Genomic DNA, 21,275 nt, shown 5'->3' with positions numbered 1-21,275 from the left:
CTTGAGTGAGATCCGACTATGGCGGCAAAGCGTAAACGCGGCCTGAGCAAGGGGCTCGATGCCCTGTTGAGCAGCAACGCGGCCTACCAGGAGCACCCCGACGAAGTGACCCTGGAAGACGGCGACCAGCCGTCCGCCGCCCAGGCCGGCCGGCGACCGCCGCGCGACGGCGAGCTGCGCCACCTGCCGGTGGAGTTCATGCAGCGTGGCCGTTACCAGCCGCGCAAGGACATGTCCGCCGACGCCTTGGAAGAGCTGGCGGAGTCGATCCGTGCCCAGGGCGTGATGCAGCCCATCGTGGTGCGCCCGATGGGTGAGGACCGCTACGAGATCATTGCCGGGGAGCGGCGCTGGCGCGCCGCCCAGATGGCGGAACTGGACGTGATTCCCGCCGTCATCCGCGAGGTGCCGGACGAGGCCGCCATCGCCATGGCGCTGATCGAGAACATCCAGCGCGAGAACCTCAATCCCATGGAGGAGGCCCTGGCGCTGTCGCGTCTGAAGGAGGAGTTTGGTCTCACTCACCAGCAGGTGGCCGACGCGGTGGGCAAGTCCCGGGCCATGGTCACCAATCTGTTGCGCCTGATGAGCCTTGAGGCGGACACCAAGAAGCTGCTCGAACACGGCGATCTGGAAATGGGCCACGCCCGGGCGCTGCTGGCGCTGTCCGGCGCCAAGCAGGTGGAGGCGGCTCGCACGGTGGTCGCCAAGGGGTTGTCGGTGCGCCAGACCGAGGCCCTGGTGCGCGAGCTCGAGAAGGAGAAGCCGGCCCGGCCGGCGCCCTCCCGGGAAGACCCCAATGTGCGCCACCTGATCAACGATCTGTCCGACCGCCTCGGTGCTCCGGTGCAGATCCAGCAGGGTAATGGCGGCAAGGGTAAGCTGGTGATCAGCTACAACAACCTGGATGAGCTGGACGGCATCCTCGCCCATATCAAATAGCGTCCCGGCCCACGGGATGGACCTTTTTCCCCGTGCATTAATCAACCCGCTTGACGCAGTGGCCGGGGAGGCGTATCAATACGCCATCGTTCCGACCACAAAAAACGTTCTTTTGTATAGAAAAGAGCGTCTGTTCAAATTTTGCGCTGATTCCGGTCCATTCGGGTCAAACAATCGGCCTGCGCCGGTTGATACCGGTATACCTTCCCCATATACTTCCCGCGCCAAAGATCAGGGGGTACCCGCGACCTTCTCCTGACACACCCCGGTGATGTCAGCAGCGAAACACGGGAGCACGGTGGCCAATTTTGATGAGCGAGCCCGCAGAACCTTGTTCTGGGGGTTGATGCGCGCCCAAATCAGCAGCGCGATTTTGTTCGCCGGTCTGGTTACCGTCTTTGCCGGCTTCAGTCCGGGCCTCGCGGCCGTCTGGGGCGGCATTATCAGCCTGATCGCATACGCCTGGGGTGGCTTCCAAGTGTGGCTGCACCCGGGTAATCGCGCGCCTGAGCGGATGGCGGGCGCCGCCCTGCGGGCCGAGGCCGGCAAGGTGGTGATCATGCTGGCGCTGTTCGGCCTCACCTTCGCCAAGGTGCCGGAGGCGCGCGAACTGACACATGTAGTGGTTCTGTTTCTTGGCTTTCTGCTGGCGCAGATCGCCGGTTGGGTCCAGGTCGCGCGCCTGGACCGGCGCCTGGGAACGGGGCCGGATGGTCAAGACGACTAGACTGGACAGACTGTAGGTATCGATATGGCAGCGAGCTCCGCCAGCGAGTACATCAAGCACCATTTGGGAAACCTCACCTATGGCCAATTGCCCGCCGGTTATGAGCGAAGCTGTCACGGTCACGAGGAAACGCTGAGCGACGCCACCTGGACCTTCGCCTGCAACGCCCAGGAAGCCAGCGACATGGGCTTCGCCGCCATCCACGTGGATTCCATGGCCTGGTCCGGCGGTCTCGGCATCCTGATGTGCCTGCTGTTCTGGCTAATGGCCCGCAAGGCCAGCCCCAACACCCCTTCCGGCATGATGAACTTCGTCGAACTGATCATCGAATTCGTCGACGGCCAGGTTCGCGACTCCTTCCATGGCAAGAGCAAGCTGATCGCCCCGCTTTCCCTGGTGATCTTCTGTTGGGTGTTCGTCATGAACCTCATGGACCTTATTCCGGTGGATGTGGTTCCCATGACGTTCCAGTGGATCATGACCACCTTCTTCGGCTGGAGTGCCCACGAAGCCTATTTCCGCATCGTGCCGACCACCGACCCGAACATCACCCTGTCGATGTCGATCTGTGTGTTCTTCCTGGTGATCTTCTACACCATCAAGGTCAAGGGCGTGGGCGGCTTCCTGGGTGAGCTGAGCTTCAAGCCGTTCGAGGCCGGTAGCACCGTGGGCAAGATCGCTTTGCTGCCGATCAACCTGGTGCTGGAAACCATTTCCCTGCTCGCCAAGCCGGTATCCCTGGGCTTGCGGCTGTTCGGCAACATGTATGCCGGCGAATTCGTATTCATCCTGGTGGCCGGCATGATGGGCACCTGGCAGGCCATCGCGGCCTGGCCCTGGGCGGTGTTCCATATTCTGGTGATCACCCTGCAGGCCTTCATTTTCATGGTGCTGACCATCGTCTACCTGAGCATGGCGGTGGAAGAGCACTAAGCAACGTTTCCTAACTCAACTGAAGCACTTAACGGGAGTGTAAAGATGGAAGATGTAAACCTTCTCGCGGCTGCACTGGTTGCTGGCATGGCGGGCATCGGCGCCGGTATCGGCTTCGGTCTGATGGGCGGTCGGTTCCTGGAATCCGTGGCTCGCCAGCCGGAACTGGGTCCGATGCTGCAAACCCGCATGTTCATCATCGCGGGCCTGCTGGACGCCGTGCCGATTATCGGTATCGCCATCGCCTTCCTGCTGATTTTCCTGTAAGACGCGATTCAACCGAGCCCCGGTTCAGGGAAATCTACGTAATGCTGAGGTGTTGGCATGAACATTAATGCGACACTAATTGGCCAGGCCATCTGGTTCGCTCTGTTTGTCGCCTTCTGCATGAAGTTCGTCTGGCCGCCCATTTCCCGGGCCCTGGATGAGCGCAAGCAGAAGATCGCCGAAGGTTTGAGCGCCGCTGATCGCGCGGAGCGCGATCTGGAGCTGGCACAGGAAAAGGCGTCAGCCAATCTCAAGGACGCGAAGGACAAGGCCGCCGAGATCATCGAGCAGGCCAACAAGCGCGCCAACCAGATCGTCGAGGAAGCCAAGGATCAGGCCCGCGTCGAGGGCGAGCGTCTGATCGCCAAGGCCCAGTCCGAGATCGATCAGGAAATCAACCGCGCCCGTGAGGAGCTGCGTAAAGAGGTGTCCGCTCTGGCTTTGAGTGGCGCCGAACAAGTGCTGGCCCGCGAAGTAAATCGCGACAGTCACAAGCAGCTGCTCGACGACCTGGCGGCTCAACTCTGAGTGATAGGGATGGCACCCCATGGCTGAATTGACCACCATCGCACGCCCCTACGCCAAGGCCGCGTTTCTGTTCGCCAAGGAACAGAACGGTCTGGCGGAGTGGGAACAGATGCTGGGCCTGGCGGCGGCAGTGGCGCGGGACGCCGACATGCGCGCCTATCTGGACCAGCCCGAGCTGGACCGTGCCCAGCAGGCCGAGGCGTTCATCGAGGTCTGCGGCGACGAGCTCAACGAAGGCGCCCGTAACTTCATCACTCAGTTGGCGGCCAACAAGCGTCTGGCGCTGTTGCCCACCGTCCGGGTGTTGTTTCACGAGCTGCTGGCCGCGGATCAGCGCATCACCGATGTGGAACTGATCGCCGCGTTCGAGCTGGATGACGCCGAAACCGAGAAGCTGGTGGCGGCGCTCAAGCAGCGCCTGGGCCAGGAGGTGCAGGTGTCCACCGGCGTGGATGAGTCACTCATTGGTGGCGTGCTTGTGCGAGCCGGCGACACCGTAATTGATGGCAGTGTGCGAGGCCGACTCGATCGTCTGGCAGAGCAACTGAACTCTTGAGTTTGAGGGATTAGAGATGCAGCAACTCAACCCGTCCGAAATCAGCGAGATTATCAAGTCGCGCATCGCGAAACTTGATACCTCCACCGAGGCACGGAACGAAGGTACGGTGGTATCCGTATCCGATGGTATCGTGCGCATTCATGGTCTGGCCGACGTGATGTTCGGCGAGATGATCGAGTTTGAGGGCGGCATCTACGGCATGGCCCTCAACCTGGAGCAGGACTCCGTCGGCGCCGTGGTACTGGGTGATTACCTGGGCCTGGCCGAAGGCCAGAAGGTGAAGTGCACCGGCCGCATTCTGGAAGTGCCGGTTGGCCCCGAGCTGCTCGGTCGCGTGGTCGACGCCCTGGGCAACCCGGTGGATGGCAAGGGCCCGGTCAACGCCGCCGTCACCGACGCGGTGGAAAAAGTGGCCCCGGGCGTGATCTGGCGCCGTGAGGTGAACGAGCCGGTACAAACCGGTCTCAAGTCCATCGACGCCATGACCCCGATCGGCCGCGGCCAGCGTGAGCTGATCATTGGTGACCGTCAGATCGGTAAGACCGCCGTCGCCGTGGATACCATCATTAACCAGAAAGACTCTGGTATTAAGTGTATCTACGTGGCCATTGGTCAGAAACAGTCCACCATCGCCGGCGTGGTACGCAAGCTCGAAGAGCACGGCGCCATGGACAACACCATCATCGTCGCCGCTTCCGCCTCCGATCCCGCTTCCATGCAGTTCCTGGCTCCGTTCGCCGGTTGCGCCATGGGCGAATACTTCCGCGATCGCGGTGAAGACGCGCTGATCGTTTACGATGACCTCACCAAGCAGGCCTGGGCCTACCGCCAGATCTCCCTGCTGCTGCGCCGCCCGCCGGGCCGCGAAGCTTACCCCGGTGACGTGTTCTACCTGCACTCCCGTCTGCTGGAGCGCGCCGCCAAGGTAAACGAGGAATTCGTCGAGAACTTCACCAATGGCGAAGTGAAAGGCAAAACCGGTTCCCTGACCGCACTGCCGATCATCGAGACCCAGGCCGGTGACGTTTCCGCCTTCGTACCGACCAACGTGATCTCCATTACCGACGGTCAGATCTTCCTGGAAACCAGCCTGTTCAACTCCGGCATCCGCCCGGCGATGAACGCCGGTGTCTCGGTATCCCGGGTAGGTGGCGCGGCCCAGACCAAGATCATCAAGAAGCTTGGTGGCGGTATTCGTCTGGCACTGGCCCAGTACCGGGAGCTGGCGGCGTTCGCCCAGTTCGCTTCCGACCTGGACGAAGCCACCCGCGAACAGCTCGAGCACGGCCAGGCCGTCACCGAACTGATGAAGCAAAAGCAGTACAGCCCGATGTCCGTGGCGGAAATGGGCGTGGTGCTCTACGCCGCCAACAACGGCTACCTGAAAGGCATCGAGATCGAGAAGATCGGTTCCTTCGAGGCGTCACTGCTGGATTACATGAACAGCGAACAGAAAGCGTTGATGGAAAAAATCAACGAAAAGGGTGACTACAACGACGAGATCGAGGCCGGCATCAAGGAGGCCATCGAGCAGTTTAAGGCCACCCAAACCTGGTAATTCGCTGAGAAAGGATCAGTCCTATGGCTAGCGGTAAAGAGATCAAGGGCAAGATCGCCAGCGTCCAGAGCACGAAGAAGATCACCCGTGCGATGGAAATGGTGGCGGCCAGCAAGATGCGCAAGGCGCAGGAGCGCATGGAGGCCAGCAAGCCTTACGCGACCCGCATGCGCCAGGTGGTGGCCCATCTTGCCAACGCTGATCTGGAATACCGGCACATCTACCTGCAGGAACGGGACGTCAAGAACGTCGGCTACATCGTCGTCACCTCCGACCGGGGGCTGGCCGGCGGCCTGAACGTGAACCTGCTGAAAAGCGTGGTGAAGGATGCCCGTGAGTGGGAAGAAAAGGGCGCCAAGGTCCAGCACTGCGTGGTGGGCTCCAAGGGGCTGGCCTTTTTCAGAAGTGTCGGCGGCAAGGTCGAGGCCTCGGTCAGCGGCCTCGGCGACGCGCCTTACCTGAGCGACCTGATCGGGTCCATCAAGGTGATGCTGGACGCCTACGAGAACGGTGAGATCGACCGGCTGTACATCGTGTACAACGAGTTCGTGAACACCATGACGCAGAAGCCCAAAACCATCCGCCTGCTGCCGTTGGAGCCAGGCGCGGACGAGGAGCTCAAGCGTCACTGGGATTACATCTACGAACCGGCGCCCAAGGAGCTGCTCGACGAGTTGCTGGTGCGCTTCATCGAATCCCAGGTCTATCAGGGCGTGGTTGAGAACAATGCCTGCGAACAGGCCGCGCGGATGGTGGCGATGAAGGCCGCCAGCGACAACGCCGGCGAGATCATCAACGATCTCCAACTGGTGTACAACAAGGCGCGCCAGGCTGCCATTACGCAGGAAATTTCCGAAATCGTTGGTGGTGCCGCCGCTGTATAAGGGTGTGCGAAAACAAGCGGCGAGAAACGCAAGTTAAGAGGATGCAAGCATGAGTAGCGGTCGTATTGTTCAGATCATCGGTGCTGTGATCGACGTCGAATTCCCGCGCGAGTCCGTGCCCAAGGTGTATGACGCACTCACCGTGGACGGTACCGAAACCACCCTGGAAGTTCAGCAGCAGCTGGGTGACGGCGTGGTGCGCACCATCGCCATGGGCTCCACCGAAGGCCTGAAGCGGGGCCTGGACGTGACCGACACCGGCGAGCCGATTCAGGTGCCGGTGGGCACCAAGACCCTGGGCCGGATCATGGACGTGCTGGGTCGCCCGATCGACGAAGCCGGCCCCATCGGTGAAGACGAGCGCATGGCCATCCACCGTGAAGCGCCCTCTTACGCGGATCAGGCAGCCACCAACGAACTGCTTGAAACCGGCATCAAGGTGATCGACCTGGTGTGTCCTTTCGCCAAAGGCGGTAAGGTCGGCCTGTTCGGCGGCGCCGGCGTGGGCAAGACCGTGAACATGATGGAGCTGATCCGGAACATCGCCATCGAGCACTCCGGCTTCTCCGTGTTCGCCGGCGTGGGTGAGCGTACCCGTGAGGGTAACGACTTCTACCACGAGATGAAGGACTCCAACGTACTGGATAAGGTGTCCCTGGTTTACGGTCAGATGAACGAGCCGCCGGGTAACCGTCTGCGCGTGGCGCTGACCGGTCTGACCATGGCCGAGAAGTTCCGGGACGAAGGCCGCGACGTGCTGTTCTTCGTGGACAACATCTACCGTTACACCCTGGCCGGTACCGAAGTATCCGCGCTGCTCGGCCGGATGCCGTCCGCGGTGGGTTACCAGCCGACCCTGGCGGAAGAGATGGGCGTCCTGCAGGAGCGGATCACCTCCACCAAGACCGGCTCCATTACCTCCGTACAGGCGGTATACGTACCCGCGGATGACTTGACCGACCCGTCCCCGGCGACCACCTTCGCCCACCTGGACGCCACCGTGGTACTGAGCCGGGACATCGCCTCCAAGGGTATCTACCCGGCGATCGACCCGCTGGATTCCACCTCCCGCCAGCTCGATCCGCTGGTGATTGGCCAGGAGCACTATGAAGCGGCTCGCGGCGTGCAAACCGTGCTGCAGCGCTACAAGGAGCTCAAGGACATCATCGCGATCCTGGGCATGGACGAACTCTCCGAGGACGACAAGACCACCGTCTCCCGGGCTCGGAAAATCGAGCGTTTCCTGTCCCAGCCGTTCTTCGTGGCGGAAGTGTTCACCGGCTCACCGGGCAAATATGTATCGCTGAAGGAGACGATCCGTTCCTTCCAGGGTATCCTGAACGGTGACTACGACCACATCCCCGAGCAGGACTTCTACATGAAGGGCTCCATCGACGAAGTTGTAGAGGCTTACAACCAACGCGGTGACAAGTAACCTGCACGGGGAGGAACCCAAATGGCGATGACCGTGCATTGCGACATTGTTAGTGCCGAAAGACAGTTGTTCTCAGGCCTGGTGGAAATGGTAGTGGCCGCCGGCGTGGAAGGTGACCTGGGCGTGATGCCCGGTCACGCTCCGCTGCTGACCCGCCTCAAGCCCGGCCCGGTGCGTGTGAAAACGCAGAACGGCGAAGAGCAGGTGTTCTACGTCTCCGGCGGCTTCCTGGAAGTGCAGCCGAAACTGGTCACCGTGCTGGCGGACACCGCCGAGCGCGCCCAGGACATGGACGAAGCGGACGCCGAGCGCGCCAAGCAGCACGCCAAGGATGCCCTGGAAGGCAAGAACGCGGAAATGGACTACACCCGCGCCGCCGCCGCGCTGGCCGAGGCGACCGCCCGGTTGCGCACCATCGAGCAGATCAAGAAAATGGCCAAGCGGTAATACGCGAGCGGCCGGCAAGGTTACGAAGAAGGGTGGCTACGGGCCGCCCTTTTTTGTAGCCGCCACAGCGGACAACGGAACTCAAAGGAACGGAGTATGAGTTTAGCGGTTGTGATTCTCGCCGCGGGCAAGGGAACCCGCATGAAATCCGAGCTTCCCAAGGTGCTGCATCCGATCGCCGGGCGGCCCATGGTGCAGCATGTGGTCGACGCCGCCGGCGCGCTATCGCCGGCCAACACGGTGATTGTCCATGGCCACGGTGGAGACCGGGTTCGCGAGGCGGTTTCCGGCGAGCGTCTGCAATGGGCGGAGCAGGCCGAGCAGCTCGGCACCGGCCATGCCGTGGCCCAGGCGCTGCCCCACCTCAATGAGGATGTGGTGCTGGTGCTTTATGGTGACGTGCCGCTGATTCAGCCGGAGACCCTGCGTCGCTTCGTGGATCGCGTCAACGACCACAGCCTGGCGCTGATGACCCTGGAACTGGACGATCCGTCCGGCTACGGCCGGGTGGTGCGTGACGGCGACGACCGGGTGACCCGCATCGTCGAGCAAAAGGATGCCAGCGACGATGAAAAGCGCATCCGCGAAATCAACACCGGCATCCTCGCCTGCACCCGCCGCTTCCTCAACGACAGCCTGCCCCGGCTTTCCAACAGCAACGCCCAGGGTGAGTACTATCTCACCGACCTGATCGCCATGGCGGTGGATTCCGGCATGGAGATCGTGGTGGACCAGCCGGACCACGCCTGGGAAGTGGACGGCGTCAACGATCGGGTGCAACTGGCGCGCCTGGAACGGGTCTACCAGGGTGTGCGTGCCGAGGCGCTGATGCGCGCCGGCGTCACCGTGCTCGACCCGGCCCGCCTTGATATTCGTGGCGAGGCGGAGGTCTCCAGCGACGTGACGCTGGATGTGAACGTGATTCTGGAAGGGCGGGTGTCCATCGGACCGGGTACGCGCGTGGGCGCGCACTGCGTGATCCGCGACGCGGTGCTTGGCGCCGGCGTGGTGGTGGAACCCCATTCCGTGATTGACGGCGCCACTGTGGGCGATCACTGCCAGGTGGGCCCGTTTGCCCGCTTGCGCCCGGGCACCGAGCTGGCCGGTGGCGCCAAGATTGGCAACTTCGTGGAAACCAAGAAAGCCGTCATCGGGGAAGGTTCCAAGGTCAACCATCTGACCTACATCGGCGACAGCCGCATCGGCAAAGGCGTCAATGTGGGCGCCGGCACCATCACTTGCAACTACGACGGCGTCAACAAGTTCCAGACCGTGCTCAAGGACGGTGTCTTCGTCGGTTCCAACAGTTCCCTGGTGGCGCCGGTGACGGTGGGCGAAAATGCCACCGTGGGTGCCGGCAGCGTGATCACCAAGGACGTGCCCGACAACGGGCTGGCGGTGGCGCGGGGCCAGCAGCGCAACATTGAAAACTGGCCGCGCCCCACCAAGAAATAGGGTTTCGGCGGAACGAAAGGAAAGGTTCATGTGTGGAATCGTCGGCGCCATTGCCCAGCGTAATGTCACCAATATTCTGATTACCGGTCTCAAACGGCTGGAATACCGTGGCTACGACAGTGCCGGCGTGGCGTTGGTCAATGCCAACGGCCTGCAACGGGTGCGCCGCCAGGGCAAGGTGGCCGCCCTCGAGGAGGCGGTACACGCGCAAAACAGCGCCGGCTTTCTGGGGATCGCCCATACCCGCTGGGCCACTCATGGCCGCCCCTCGGAGGCGAACGCCCATCCGCATCTGTCCGGTGATGGTCTGGCGGTGGTGCACAACGGCATCATCGAGAATTTCCAGGAACTCAAGGACGAGCTGGAAGCCGAGGGCTACCGGTTCCAGTCACAAACCGACACCGAGGTGATCGCCCACCTGGTGCACCGTACTCTGGAAGAAACCGGCGGCGACCTCCTGCGGGCGGTGCAGAAGGCGGTGAAACAATTGCAGGGTGCCTATGCGCTGGGCGTGATTGACCAACGCGAGCCGGACCGCCTGGTGGCGGTGCGTTCCGGTTCGCCACTGGTGGTGGGCCTGGGCATCGACGAGAACTACGTGGCTTCCGATCAACTGGCCCTGCTGCCGGTGACCAACCGCTTCATCTTCCTGGAAGAAGGGGATCTGGTGGAGTTGACCGTCGACCGGGTCGCCATCGTCGATGTGGACGGCACCCCGGTGGAACGGGAGGTGCACGAATTCGACGGCGCCCACGAGGACGTGGAGAAAGGCGAATACCGGCACTTCATGCAGAAGGAGATCTTCGAGCAGCCGGCGGCCATTCAACGCACTCTGCAGGATCGCATCGAATCACCGGACGCGGTCAGCGCCGCTTTTGGCGAACGGGCGGAAGCTATTTTCGACCGGGTCAAGACGGTGCAGATCGTTGCCTGCGGCACCAGCTACCACGCCGGCATGGTGGCGCGGTACTGGCTGGAAGCCATGGCCGGCCTGCCCTGCCAGGTGGAGGTGGCCAGCGAGTTCCGCTACCGCCAGCATGTGGTACCGGAAGGTACCCTGTTCGTGACCATTTCCCAGAGCGGCGAAACCGCCGACACCCTGGCCGCCCTGCGCGACACCAACTCGGACAACTACGTGGGCCGGCTGGCGATCTGCAATGTGGACGGCTCTTCCCTGGTGCGCGAGTCCGAGCTCACCTTCCTGACCAAGGCCGGCCCGGAAATCGGTGTCGCTTCCACCAAGGCGTTCACCACCCAGCTGGCCGGTTTGATGATGCTGGTACTGGCGCTCGGCCGCCGCCATGGTTTGAGCGATGAACGCATCGGCGAGATTCTGGACGAGCTGCGCCAGCTGCCCAATCTGATCGAACAGGCCGCCGCCCTGGACAAGCCCATCGAGGCGCTGTCCCGGGCTTTCGTGGAGAAGCATCACACCCTGTTCCTGGGCCGTGGCGTGCAGTTCCCGGTGGCCATGGAGGGGGCGCTCAAGCTCAAGGAGATCTCCTACATCCATGCCGAAGCCTACCCGGCCGGTGAACTGAAACACGGCCCCCTGGCTCTGGTGGACAAGGAAATGCCGGTGGTGGCGGTGGCACCCAACGATGAGCTTCTGGAAAAGCTCAAGTCCAACCTCCAGGAAGTACGCGCCCGTGGCGGCGAGCTCTATCTGTTCGCCGACAAGCACGCCCGGGTGTCCGACGGCGAGGGCATTCACGTGCTTCACCTGCCGGCGGTGCCGGAAAGCATCGCGCCGATCGTCTACACCGTGCCCCTGCAGTTGCTCAGCTACCACGTGGCGGTGCTGCGCGGCACCGACGTGGACCAGCCCCGTAACCTGGCCAAATCGGTGACCGTGGAGTAATCGTTTTCGTTGTTTTCGTGGCCGTGATTTGCCGGCGGCGCCATCCGGGCTAAGATGATTTCTGACCCGGCCCGGACCCTGAACAGGAAGGGAACGATATGGCGATCATGAAGGAATTCCGCGAATTCGCGGTGCGCGGCCTCAACCGCATGAAGCGCCGGGAAGAGGAAGCGGCGCCGGTGGCCACGCCGCCCACCCCGGAGATCCCGGAAGCCATCATCCTGCTTCGAGAAATTCGCGACAGCCTGAAGCCCAAAGCATGAGTGACCGCGCCGACCGGGAAGGCGCCGACGCGCCCACGTCGCGGGTTCGCCAATCCCGGTTCTGCCTGTTGCCCGACAGCGAGGAAGCCTTCGCCCTGCGGGCCGCCACCGCGCGGCTGGCGGAAAAGACCCTGGACCTTCAATACTATATCTGGGACGACGACACCATCGGCAAGCTGCTGGTGCACCGTGCCCTTGAGGCGGCAAGACGCGGCGTGCGCGTGCGCTTGCTGCTGGACCACGCCAACCAGCTCGGGCGCGACGTCAAATGGGCGGCCCTCAACGCCCACCCCAAGGTGGAGATCCGCCTGTTCAATCCGTTCCGGGGCCGCTACAAGCACATTATTCAGTGGCTCTATCACGCCCCGCGCCTCAACCACCGCATGCACAACAAGGCCTGGATCGCCGATGGTGAACACGCCATCGTCGGTGGCCGCAACATCTCCGAGCATTATTTCGGGGTGCACCCGGACGCCAACTTTCGCGATCTGGATATGTATGCCCGGGGCCCGATCGTCGAGGAAACCCGAGCCGCCTTCGATAGCTACTGGAACAGCGACGTCACCGTGCACCTGCGACAGCTCAAGCATCGCTCGGAGGCGGACGCTGACCGGCTCTGGGACGAGCTGCAGGCGTGGCGCCGTGACCTGGACGGGTTTCCATATCATTACGAACAGGATCTTGAGCGTTCCCAGGCGGTGGTGGCGGCCGCCGACGAGCGCCAGATCCAGGCCCCGGCGGCACTATTGTTCGACCCGCCGGACAAGGCCAAAGGCGCCACCCAGCGTTTGATGGGCGATCAACTGGCAAGGTTGCTCAGCCGGCGCTCACTGCGCGAAATCCTGATCGAAGCGGGCTATTTCATCCCCGGCGAGGACTTCGTCGCCACCCTGGCCGACCTGCACCGTCGCGGCGCCCGCATCGGGCTGCTCACCAACAGCCTGGCCACCAACGATGTGATTGCCGCCCACGCCGCCTACGCGCATTATCGGCGCGCCCTGGTGGAGGCCGGTGTCGAAGTCCATGAGCTGCAGCCCAATGCGCGTACCGGCCGCCATCTTGCACGCCTGAAGCCGGGGCACTCAAAGTCGGCGCTGCACACCAAGGCCATGGTGCTGGACCGCCGCGAGCTGTTCGTGGGTTCATTCAATCTGGACCCGCGCTCGGCCAACCTGAACACGGAGATGGGCTACTACGTGAATTCCGAGGCGCTGGCGGCCCGGGTGGCGGCGTTCGTGGAGGAAGGCATGGCGCCGCAGAACAGCTATCGGGTGAGCCTGGACGAGCGCCGGCGTCTGGTGTGGGGCGCCGGTGATGCCCGGGGGCCGGTGCAATCACACCGGGAACCCCAGGTCACCAAGGCACGCTGGCTGGCGTCGCGTTTCTTCGGCCTGCTGCCGATCGAAAGGCTGCTGTAGTGTGAACGGGCCCTGCTAGTCCCGGGTGGCCTGTTCGCGATCCTTCCAGTAGGGGTCGCGCAGTTCGCGCTTGAGGATTTTGCCGATGGTACTGCGCGGCAGCTCATCGCGGCGCTCCAGCCCGGACAGGCGCTGGCCCTTGCCGAGGCGTTCGTTGGCCCACTCGAGGATTGTCTCCAGGTCGGTATCGGCCTCTTCGGCCAGTACCACCAGCCCCAGTGGTGTTTCTCCCCACTGCTCGCTGGGAATGGCGATCACCGCCGCGTCGGCCACCGCCTCGTGCTTGAGCAGCACCCGCTCCAGATCCTCCGCGTAAATATTGAAGCCCCCGGAGATGATCATGTCCTTGCGGCGGTCCAGCACCGACAGGAAGCCGTCCTCGTCCAGGCGCCCCATGTCACCGGTGCGGTAGAACACCTCGCCGTCCGGGCTGGTCCACAGCAGCTCATTGGTCTTGCCTTCGCGTTTGTAGTAACCGCGCATCATGGCACCGCTGCGGCCGACGATCTCGCCAATTTCACCGGCCGGCACTTCCTTGAGGTCCTCGTCGATGATGCGCAGCTCGCAGCCCGGGCTGGCCTTGCCCACGGTATCCCATTTGGTGGGGTTCTCGGCGCAGTTCAGGGTGGTGGTGACACCGCCCTCGGTGAGGCCGTAAAACTCGATGATGTTGCCCGGCCAACGCTTCATGGCGTCGGCGATCACATGGCCACGCAGCGGCGCGCTGGTGGAGAACTTCATCTTGAAGCTGCTCAGGTCGAAGCGGTCGAAGTCCGGCTCAGCCAGGATGCGCTGGTACTGCACCGGAACCAGCATGGCGTGGGTGGCGCGATATTCCTCGGCCAGCTCCAGGAAACGATGGGCATTGAACTTTGCCATGCTGACGATGGTGCCGCCGCCGAACAGGGTGGGCAGCACCGCCACCAGGGTGGTGTTGGAGTACAGTGGCGTCGACACCAGGGTCACCGCGCTCTGGTCATAGCCCAGAGCATGGCCGCGTTCCACGTGACGGGCACGCAGTCGGTGATCATGGAGAATACCCTTGGGCACGCCGGTGGTGCCGGAGCTGTAGATGATGTTGAACGGATCGTTCAGGGACGGCGTATGGTCCGGGGCCCCGGCGCCGGCGTCGCCCAGCCACTCCTCGAAGCCCAGCCAGCCCCGCCCCTGGAAATCCAGCGCCACGCGCTGGGCCGGGTCCACGTTGTGCAGGCTGTCCAACAGCGGTTCGATCAAGGTCCGGTGCTTGTCGGAAACGAACAGGAAACGGGCGTCGCAGTCGTTGATCATCAGCGCCAGGGTTTCGCCGGCGGCCATGCCGGACAGCGGCACCATGCAGCCGCCAGCGGTGAGGGTGCCCATGAACAGCGTCAGGTAACGGGCGTTGTTCTCGGACAGGCCGGCCACGGTGTCGCCCCTGCTCAGGCCCGCCGCGCGCAGCCGGTTGGCGACCCGGTTGACGCCGTCGACGAACTCCCGCCAGGTCAGCGTGCCGGTCTCGTCGTGGACCGCCGGATGGTCCGGCTGCCGGTCCGCCAGTTCCTGCAACCGTTGAGGGATGGAGACGAAATCATCTTCCGGCAGGGAGGGGGCGTATACCGGCATGGCATCACTGATAGAGGTCATCGAACTCTCCCGAAGGCCGGTGGCGCGGGGCCTCTGGCCGTCAATTGTGGAATTTTGTTTTAAATTAGGCCGTCGAGCATACTATTGGGTATGTCCTCGCTCAATACCGCCAGGTGACAAAACCGTTAGCCGGATCGACCAATGGCTAATAACCTCTACCTAGAGCCTGTGCTAATGCTCGGAATAGCGGATCAATGACGATAATAAAAAGAGGGGATGGTCATGGAATGCAAACATGGGGAGCGGGTCCGGACCCGCGTGTCGCGGCTGGCCGCCGCCGTGCTGGTACTGAGCGCCGCCTTCTGGGCTGGCGTGGCCGGCGCGGCGGCGCCGGTGAAACTGGGGCTGAATTACCCGCACACCGGTGAATACCGGGAAGAAGGGCTGATGCAGAAGCGTGGCGCCCTGATGGCGGTGGAAGAGATCAACGCCGCCGGAGGCGTATTTGGCCGGCCCCTGGAACTGCTCGACCGGGATTCCGCCTCCCAGGCGGATCGGGCCCGCGCCAACGTGGACGAGCTGGCCGCGGAGGGGGTGGCGATGCTGTTCGGCGGCTCTTCCAGCAGCGTGGCCATCGCCGCCAGCGAGCAGGCCCGGCGCCACAATCTGCTCTACTTCGGCACGCTCACCTACTCCAACGACACCACCGGCAAGGACGGCCACCTGGGCATGTTCCGGGAATGCTACAGCGCCTGGATGGCGGCCCGCGTGTTGGGCGATTACCTTAAGCGGGAATACGGCGACAAGACCTACTACTACGTCACCGCCGACTACACCTGGGGGCACACCACCGAGGCCTCCATGCGCGAGCTTACCGGCACCACCGATGAACGCCGCCATGGTTCGGTGCTGGTGCCCTTTCCGGGGGGGCGCTATCACGAAATCCAGGAAGCGGTGAAAGCCGCCGCCGAGAGCGACGCCGAGGTGTTGGTGATGGTGCTGTTCGGCGAGCAGATGGTGCATGGCATGACCATCGCCCAGCAGATGGATCTGCCCAAGCGCATGCAGATCGTGGTGCCCAATCTCACCCTGAGCATGGTGGAACAGACCGGTCCCTTCATCATGGCCGGCGTGATCGGCGCCGCGCCCTGGACCTGGAACGTGCCCTACGAATTCGATTACCCGCGCGGTCGCCAGTTCGTCGAGCGTTTCTCGAAGCGCTACCGCACCCGGCCTTCCACCTCGGCGGCTTCCGCCTACAGTATTGTCTATCAATGGAAGGATGCGGTGGAGCGCGCCAACAGCTTCAATACCGCCTCCGTGCGCCGGGCCCTGGAGGGTCACCACTACAGTCTGCTCAAGGACGAACAATACTGGCGCGCCTTCGATCACCAGAATGTGCAGTCGGTTTACGCGGTACGCATCAAACCCCGCGATCAGGTGATGCAGGACGAATACCGGCAGAATTTCTTCGAAATCATCAATAGCATGTCCGGCGACGACGCGGCACCGGCACATCAGCAATGGCTGGCGGAACGGCGCCGTCACAACCGCCCCGAACAATTGGAATAGGAGACCCCATGAGCGAACCCTTCCGGTTCCGTTTCCGGGTCCGCTACAACGAATGCGACACCCAGAAGGTGGTGTTCAATGCCCGTTACGCGGACTACGTTGACCTGGCCACGACTGAATTCATGCGCGCCCTGGGCCGCGATTACAACGCGCTGCTGGCGCGCGGCCTGGACAATCAGGTGGTCAAGCTGACCCTGGAATGGCGCGCCAGCGCGGTGTTCGATGATGTCCTCGATGCCCGTGTGCGCGCGCTCAAGGTGGGCAATACCTCTTTCGTGCTGGAGATGGATCTGGCGCGGGTCGCGGATGGCACGCCATTGTGCCGCGCGGAAGTGGTGTACGTGATGATGCGCACCGAACCGTTCGAGAAAACCCCGGTGCCGGACGATGTCCGCGCCGCTCTCGAGGAGGGGGCGCCGGAGGTGCTGGTCGATCAGAGCGGTAGCTGATCGCGACGGAAGCCGCTCCTACGGTAGCGGTCGTAGGAGCGACTTCAGTCGCGATCTCCGGAGCCCCGCTCATGGTGGCCGGTGTTCACCAGCCACCGTTCGAACTCTTCCAGGGACACCGTGACGCTGTGTTCCCGTCGCCGTGACCGGGAAGGGCGGTAGTGTTCCTCGTAGTGGTTCAGCCGTAGCCGGCCATCACCGGTGAGGCTGAGCCGCCGCTCGCGGTAAATCAGTCGGTCGCTGCCGCGCTCCTGATGGCGCGACAGAACCAGGGTTTCCACTTCCTGTTCGCCGATCATGGCGCTTCGGCCCCGGCCGGCGTGGGCCGCTGTTCCGGTGACGCCGTGGGCGCCGGGGCGTCGTCGTTGGCGGCTTCCGGGGCTACCGCGCCGACCCGGCCCTCGAACACCAGCTCCGCGCGCCGACGGGCGATGTAGTCGCGCATCGCCTGGTAATAATCCGGGCTTTGCTCCAGGCGGTCGGTCAGCGGCAGGGCCTGATAGCGATTGTCCAGGGTTCCGGCCACCCGCTTGCCGGTCTTGATGGTGTCCACGGTTTCGCTGTCGGTCTGGCCGAACGGGTCCAGGAACAGCCCGATCACCCGGCCCGTGGCGTCCCGGCTGTTGCTGGAACCGAGCAACGGCAGCTCGATGATGGGGCCGTCACCAATGCCCCATACGCCCAGGGTCTGGCCCATGTCCGCATCGTGGTAGGGCATGCGCCAGTGGGAGGCCACGTCGAAAATGCCGAGTACGCCCACGGTGCTGTTGGTCAGGAATCGGCCCAGGGTGTTCGCCGAACGGCGGCCGTTGCCTTGCAGCAGGTCGTTGATGAATACCCCGGGTTCACTCAGGTTGGTCACCACGTTGTGCACGCCGTCGTTGACCGGCTCGGGTAACCAGCCATAGGCGGTGGCCAATGGCTTCAGCAGCCAGTTGTCGACCACCCGGTTGAAACCGAACAACACCCGGTTCACCGGCTCGGCGGGGTCGTGCACCGCTACCTCACCGGGGGGCGCGGCGGGATTGTTATCGGGCGTGTGGGCGCAGGCGCCCAGAAAAATCAGCAAAAGGCCCACGATCAGCGGGCGCGTCCGGGCAGGCGGGCGTCGTTCAATCACGGTGGCTCAACTCCATCACCGGCTTTGGGAGAGCATTGAACACTAGAGCCCGCGTCTTGCCCGGGTATGTCCGGTTGATTGCCACGGCGACACTTTATTGCCGGATTGAAATATTTGTGTTCACCCGGGGTTTGATCGTACTTTTCTAGCGGATTGAATGTTTCCAACGGACACCGCCCTTGAGCACGCTTCTGATCGTCGATGACGACGCCGAGATACGTTCGCTGCTGAAGCGCTTTTTCATGCAGCACGGTTATCGGGTGGCGCTGGCCTCCGACGGCGAGGCCATGTGGGCCGCATTGCGTCGTCACCGGCCGGATCTGGTGATTCTCGACCTGATGCTGCCCGGCGAGGGCGGCCTGGATCTGTGCCGGCGGATGCGCAATACCTGCCCCACGCCGACCATCATGGTCACGGCCATGGATCAACTCAGCGACCGTATTGTCGGGTTGGAGCTGGGCGCTGACGATTACGTGGCCAAACCCTTCGATGCCCGGGAACTGCTGGCGCGGGTACGGGCGGTGCTGCGCCGCAGTGCGGTCAGCGCGCGGGATCATGGGCCACGGGTTTCATTCCGTGGCTGGCGGGTGGATCAAACCCGCCGCGAGCTGCGCACACCGGACGGTGTCATGGTGCCGTTGTCCAATGGTGAATTCGATTTGCTGATGGTGTTTCTCGACAACCCCCAGCGGGTGCTCACCCGGGAACAACTGCTCACCCTGGCGCGTGGCCAGGGCCACGAAGCCTTCGATCGAAGCATCGATGTTCAGGTCAGCCGGCTGCGCCGCAAGGTGGAGCAGGACAGCCGTAACCCCACCATCATTCGTACCGTGCGCAACGGCGGCTATCTGTTCGATTGTGCCGTGGAACGGGGCTGATGCGACCCCGGCGGCGGGATACGGTGGTGGGCTGGATCGCGTTGACCATCGTGCTCGCCATGGCGGTGTCGCTGATGTTGAACATGCTGTTCATCGAACTGGCCGGGGTGTGGGCGCGCCCGGCCCTGGATCGCACCAATCTGCTCAGGGAGGTGGCGTCGCTGGCGCGGGTGCTGGAAGCGGCGCCGTCGTCGTTGCGACCGGCGCTGGCGGAGGCGGCCACCAGCCATGACCCGGATTACCGGGTGCGCTGGAGCCCGGATCTGGCGACCCTGGACCTGCCCCAGGGCCCGGACCTTCGTTTCCATGATGGAACCGATACGCTGCGCGAGCACCTGGGCCGGGAGAACGCGGGGGTCTGGGTGGTGCAACCGGAAGATCGTAGCGATGACGACGCCGACAAGGGCTATCTGCTGGCCCTGGAGCTGCGTGACGGCAGTTGGGTGGCGTTCATCGCGCCGCGCAGCTGGGGGCTGGAGCCGGTACCCCGGGCTCTGGTGACGCTGGTGCTGGTGCTGATTTCCACCCTGTTGGTGGCCTGGGTGGCGACCCGCCGCCTGGCCCGGCCCTTGCAGGCGTTCACCCGCGCGGCGCGCCGGTTCGGCGCCGATATTCAGGCGCCGCCGATACCTGCGCAGGGGCCTTATGAACTGCGTGAAGCGACCCTGGCGTTCAACGCCATGCAGGCACGGATTCAGCGGCTGGTCGCGGATCGCACGCAGATGCTGGCGGCTATTTCCCACGACCTGCGCGCGCCGCTCACGCGCATGCGCCTGCGCGGAGAGTTCGTCGGTGACCGCAAGCAGCAGAGCCGGCTGTTTCGGGATATCGATGAAATGCAGGCAATGATCAACGCCGCCCTGGTGTTCTTCCGCGACGATACGCTGAAGGAATCACCGACCTGCTTCGATCTCGGCGAGTTGCTGCTGACGCTGGTGGAGGACTATGCCGACCAGGGGTTACCGGTGAGTTGCGAGGGAGGCGGCAGGCGGGTGCATTTCGGCCGGCCGGGGGGCCTGAAACGGGCGCTCACCAATCTTATCGACAACGCGCTCAAGTACGCCGGCGCGGCGACCCTGGAGCAGCGCCATGAGGGCGGGCAGGTGATTCTGCGGGTGTGCGATCGCGGCCCGGGTTTGCCGGAGACCCAGTTGGAGAAGGTGATGGAGCCGTTCTACCGGCTTGAGCCTTCCCGTAACCGTGCCACCGGCGGCGTCGGCCTCGGCCTGGCCACCGCGCGGGCGTTGATCGTCGAGGAAGGCGGTACCCTGACGCTCGGTAACCGGGCCGGCGGTGGCCTGTGCGCCACCATCCGGCTGCCCGGCGGCGATTAAGGCCGCCGGGCTCCGCTGGCCGGATCAGTCGCTGACCTTGAGCACCACCTTGCCCTTGGCGCGGCGCGAGGTGAGCGCCGCCAGGGCGTCCTCGTACTGTTCGAACGGGAACACCTCGCTGACGCGGGGATCGATCTTGCCCTCGGCGAACAGCTGCATCAGCTCCTTCACGTTCTGGATGTGCTCCTTCGGCTCGTGCTGGGTGAAGGCACCCCAGAACACGCCGACGATGCTGCAACCCTTGAGCAGAGCCAGGTTGGCGGGAATCCTGGGAATTTCACCGGCGGCGAAGCCGACGATCAGGAAGCGGCCATTCCAGGCCATGTTGCGCAATGCCGGCTCGGTGAAGCGGTCGCCCACCGGGTCGTAGATCACGTCGATGCCTTTCGGGTAGCGGCTCTTGAGCGCCTGCTTGAGGTCTTCTTCGCTGTAGTTGATCAGCTCATCGGCGCCGGCTTCCTTGGCCACCTGCAGCTTGTCGTCGGTGCTGGCGGCGGCGATCACGGTGGCGCCCATGGCCTTGCCCAGCTCCACCGCGGCCAGGCCCACGCCGCCGCTGGCGCCGAGCACCAGCAGGGTTTCCCCGGGCTGGATGTTGGCGCGCTGCTTGAGCGCGTGGTAGCTGGTGCCGTACACCATGCTGAAGGCGGCGGCGGTTTCATCGCTCATGCTGTCGGGCACCGGAATCACCCGGTTCTCGGCCACCACCATTTCCTCGGCGAAGGCGCCGTAGCCGGTCAGGCCCATGACCCGCATGCCGGGCTTCAGATGTTTCACATCCGGGCCCACTTCGACGATCTCGCCGGCCATTTCACCCCCGGGGGAGAACGGCAGCTCCGGTTTGATCTGGTACTTGCCCTCGATGATCAGAGTGTCCGGAAAGTTCAGGCCGGCGGCCTTCACCTTTACCTTCACCCCGTCACCGCTCACCTCCGGCGAGGGCACGTCCTCGATGACCAGCTTGTCCGCCGGTCCCAGTTCCTTGCACAGAATGGCGCGCATGCGTCTCTCCCGAACTTTAATACAGTGAAACGGACACGCTAAACCCGGGCCCCGGATTAAACAAATGCATAAGGCTC

22 protein-coding genes are annotated in these 21,275 nt (G+C 63.6%); 18 read left to right on the top strand and 4 right to left on the bottom strand.

All coding sequences use genetic code 11. The features are described from left to right. The first annotated feature begins 18 nt into the window (after positions 1 to 18). The 14 genes from JF515_RS11110 to JF515_RS11045 all read left to right on the top strand — a co-directional run bounded on the left by JF515_RS11110 (position 19) and on the right by JF515_RS11045 (position 13,277). The gene (locus JF515_RS11110; RefSeq protein WP_203104148.1) at positions 19 to 942 is read left to right on the top strand and encodes a ParB/RepB/Spo0J family partition protein; all 924 of its coding nucleotides are present in this window, start codon (positions 19 to 21) and stop codon (positions 940 to 942) included. A 298-nt stretch (positions 943 to 1,240) separates the two neighbouring features. After that, a complete protein-coding gene (locus tag JF515_RS11105) occupies positions 1,241 to 1,669 on the top strand; it encodes a hypothetical protein (RefSeq protein ID WP_338015206.1) in 429 nt (142 codons plus the stop codon). Positions 1,670 to 1,693: 24 nt separating this feature from the next. After that, on the top strand, positions 1,694 to 2,602 hold the full coding sequence (gene atpB / locus JF515_RS11100) for a F0F1 ATP synthase subunit A (protein ID WP_203104146.1): 909 nt from the start codon (positions 1,694 to 1,696) through the stop codon (positions 2,600 to 2,602). A 45-nt stretch (positions 2,603 to 2,647) separates the two neighbouring features. Beyond that, complete coding sequence (gene atpE, locus JF515_RS11095; RefSeq protein WP_138773561.1) at positions 2,648 to 2,869, top strand: F0F1 ATP synthase subunit C; 222 nt, start codon at positions 2,648 to 2,650, stop codon at positions 2,867 to 2,869. A 57-nt stretch (positions 2,870 to 2,926) separates the two neighbouring features. After that, the gene (locus JF515_RS11090; protein WP_203104144.1) at positions 2,927 to 3,397 is read left to right on the top strand and encodes a F0F1 ATP synthase subunit B; all 471 of its coding nucleotides are present in this window, start codon (positions 2,927 to 2,929) and stop codon (positions 3,395 to 3,397) included. Positions 3,398 to 3,416: 19 nt separating this feature from the next. After that, complete coding sequence (locus tag JF515_RS11085; RefSeq protein ID WP_203104142.1) at positions 3,417 to 3,953, top strand: F0F1 ATP synthase subunit delta; 537 nt, start codon at positions 3,417 to 3,419, stop codon at positions 3,951 to 3,953. 16 nt (positions 3,954 to 3,969) lie between these two features. Then, positions 3,970 to 5,514, top strand: coding sequence for a F0F1 ATP synthase subunit alpha (gene atpA, locus JF515_RS11080; RefSeq protein WP_203104139.1), 1,545 nt, complete (start codon positions 3,970 to 3,972; stop codon positions 5,512 to 5,514). 23 nt (positions 5,515 to 5,537) lie between these two features. Then, on the top strand, positions 5,538 to 6,398 hold the full coding sequence (atpG, locus tag JF515_RS11075) for a F0F1 ATP synthase subunit gamma (RefSeq protein WP_203104137.1): 861 nt from the start codon (positions 5,538 to 5,540) through the stop codon (positions 6,396 to 6,398). 49 nt (positions 6,399 to 6,447) lie between these two features. Next, a complete protein-coding gene (gene atpD, locus JF515_RS11070) occupies positions 6,448 to 7,833 on the top strand; it encodes a F0F1 ATP synthase subunit beta (protein WP_203104135.1) in 1,386 nt (461 codons plus the stop codon). A 21-nt stretch (positions 7,834 to 7,854) separates the two neighbouring features. Then, positions 7,855 to 8,280 (top strand): F0F1 ATP synthase subunit epsilon, encoded by a 426-nt coding sequence (locus tag JF515_RS11065; protein WP_203104133.1) that lies wholly within the window; start codon positions 7,855 to 7,857, stop codon positions 8,278 to 8,280. A 96-nt stretch (positions 8,281 to 8,376) separates the two neighbouring features. Further along, complete coding sequence (gene glmU, locus JF515_RS11060; RefSeq protein WP_203104131.1) at positions 8,377 to 9,735, top strand: bifunctional UDP-N-acetylglucosamine diphosphorylase/glucosamine-1-phosphate N-acetyltransferase GlmU; 1,359 nt, start codon at positions 8,377 to 8,379, stop codon at positions 9,733 to 9,735. Between the two features lie 28 nt (positions 9,736 to 9,763). Then, positions 9,764 to 11,596 (top strand): glutamine--fructose-6-phosphate transaminase (isomerizing), encoded by a 1,833-nt coding sequence (gene glmS, locus JF515_RS11055; protein WP_203104129.1) that lies wholly within the window; start codon positions 9,764 to 9,766, stop codon positions 11,594 to 11,596. A gap of 98 nt (positions 11,597 to 11,694) precedes the next feature. Further along, positions 11,695 to 11,859, top strand: a complete 165-nt coding sequence (locus tag JF515_RS11050; protein ID WP_203104127.1) for a hypothetical protein — start codon at positions 11,695 to 11,697, stop codon at positions 11,857 to 11,859. Beyond that, positions 11,856 to 13,277 (top strand): phospholipase D family protein, encoded by a 1,422-nt coding sequence (locus tag JF515_RS11045; protein WP_203104125.1) that lies wholly within the window; start codon positions 11,856 to 11,858, stop codon positions 13,275 to 13,277. The genes JF515_RS11050 and JF515_RS11045 overlap by 4 nt, the downstream gene beginning before the upstream one ends. A 15-nt stretch (positions 13,278 to 13,292) precedes the next feature. Here the strand turns inward: JF515_RS11045 and JF515_RS11040 are convergent, their stop codons facing one another. Next, positions 13,293 to 14,903, bottom strand: coding sequence for a class I adenylate-forming enzyme family protein (locus JF515_RS11040; protein WP_203104123.1), 1,611 nt, complete (start codon positions 14,901 to 14,903; stop codon positions 13,293 to 13,295). 222 nt (positions 14,904 to 15,125) lie between these two features. Between JF515_RS11040 and JF515_RS11035 the strand changes: the two genes are divergently transcribed. Both JF515_RS11035 and JF515_RS11030 read left to right on the top strand, forming a co-directional pair. Then, a complete protein-coding gene (locus JF515_RS11035) occupies positions 15,126 to 16,415 on the top strand; it encodes an ABC transporter substrate-binding protein (RefSeq protein ID WP_203104121.1) in 1,290 nt (429 codons plus the stop codon). An 8-nt stretch (positions 16,416 to 16,423) separates the two neighbouring features. Then, positions 16,424 to 16,864, top strand: a complete 441-nt coding sequence (locus tag JF515_RS11030) for an acyl-CoA thioesterase (protein ID WP_203104119.1) — start codon at positions 16,424 to 16,426, stop codon at positions 16,862 to 16,864. Positions 16,865 to 16,908: 44 nt separating this feature from the next. Here the strand turns inward: JF515_RS11030 and JF515_RS11025 are convergent, their stop codons facing one another. Both JF515_RS11025 and JF515_RS11020 read right to left on the bottom strand, forming a co-directional pair. Further along, positions 16,909 to 17,163, bottom strand: coding sequence for a hypothetical protein (locus tag JF515_RS11025; RefSeq protein ID WP_203104117.1), 255 nt, complete (start codon positions 17,161 to 17,163; stop codon positions 16,909 to 16,911). Further along, positions 17,160 to 17,984: an MlaA family lipoprotein gene (locus JF515_RS11020; RefSeq protein WP_203104115.1), complete on the bottom strand. Its 825-nt coding sequence runs from the start codon at positions 17,982 to 17,984 to the stop codon at positions 17,160 to 17,162. The genes JF515_RS11025 and JF515_RS11020 overlap by 4 nt, the downstream gene beginning before the upstream one ends. Positions 17,985 to 18,163: 179 nt before the next feature. On the opposite strand from JF515_RS11020, the gene JF515_RS11015 reads away from it, so the two are divergent. After that, positions 18,164 to 18,862 (top strand): response regulator, encoded by a 699-nt coding sequence (locus JF515_RS11015; protein ID WP_238400967.1) that lies wholly within the window; start codon positions 18,164 to 18,166, stop codon positions 18,860 to 18,862. Continuing rightward, complete coding sequence (locus JF515_RS11010) at positions 18,862 to 20,196, top strand: ATP-binding protein (RefSeq protein ID WP_203104113.1); 1,335 nt, start codon at positions 18,862 to 18,864, stop codon at positions 20,194 to 20,196. Before JF515_RS11015 ends, JF515_RS11010 begins: the two co-directional genes overlap by 1 nt. A gap of 24 nt (positions 20,197 to 20,220) precedes the next feature. On the opposite strand, the gene JF515_RS11005 is transcribed toward JF515_RS11010, so the two are convergent. Continuing rightward, positions 20,221 to 21,198 carry an NADPH:quinone oxidoreductase family protein gene (locus JF515_RS11005; protein WP_203104111.1) on the bottom strand — a complete coding sequence of 326 codons (978 nt, stop codon included), beginning with the start codon at positions 21,196 to 21,198 and terminating at the stop codon, positions 20,221 to 20,223. Positions 21,199 to 21,275: the final 77 nt, after the last annotated feature.

The sequence above is a fragment of the Alloalcanivorax marinus genome, assembly GCF_016785095.1.
GTDB classification, from domain to species: domain Bacteria; phylum Pseudomonadota; class Gammaproteobacteria; order Pseudomonadales; family Alcanivoracaceae; genus Alloalcanivorax; species Alloalcanivorax marinus_A.
Note: the sequence above shows the minus strand (reverse complement) of the source record. Positions and strands in the feature narration are given on the sequence as shown.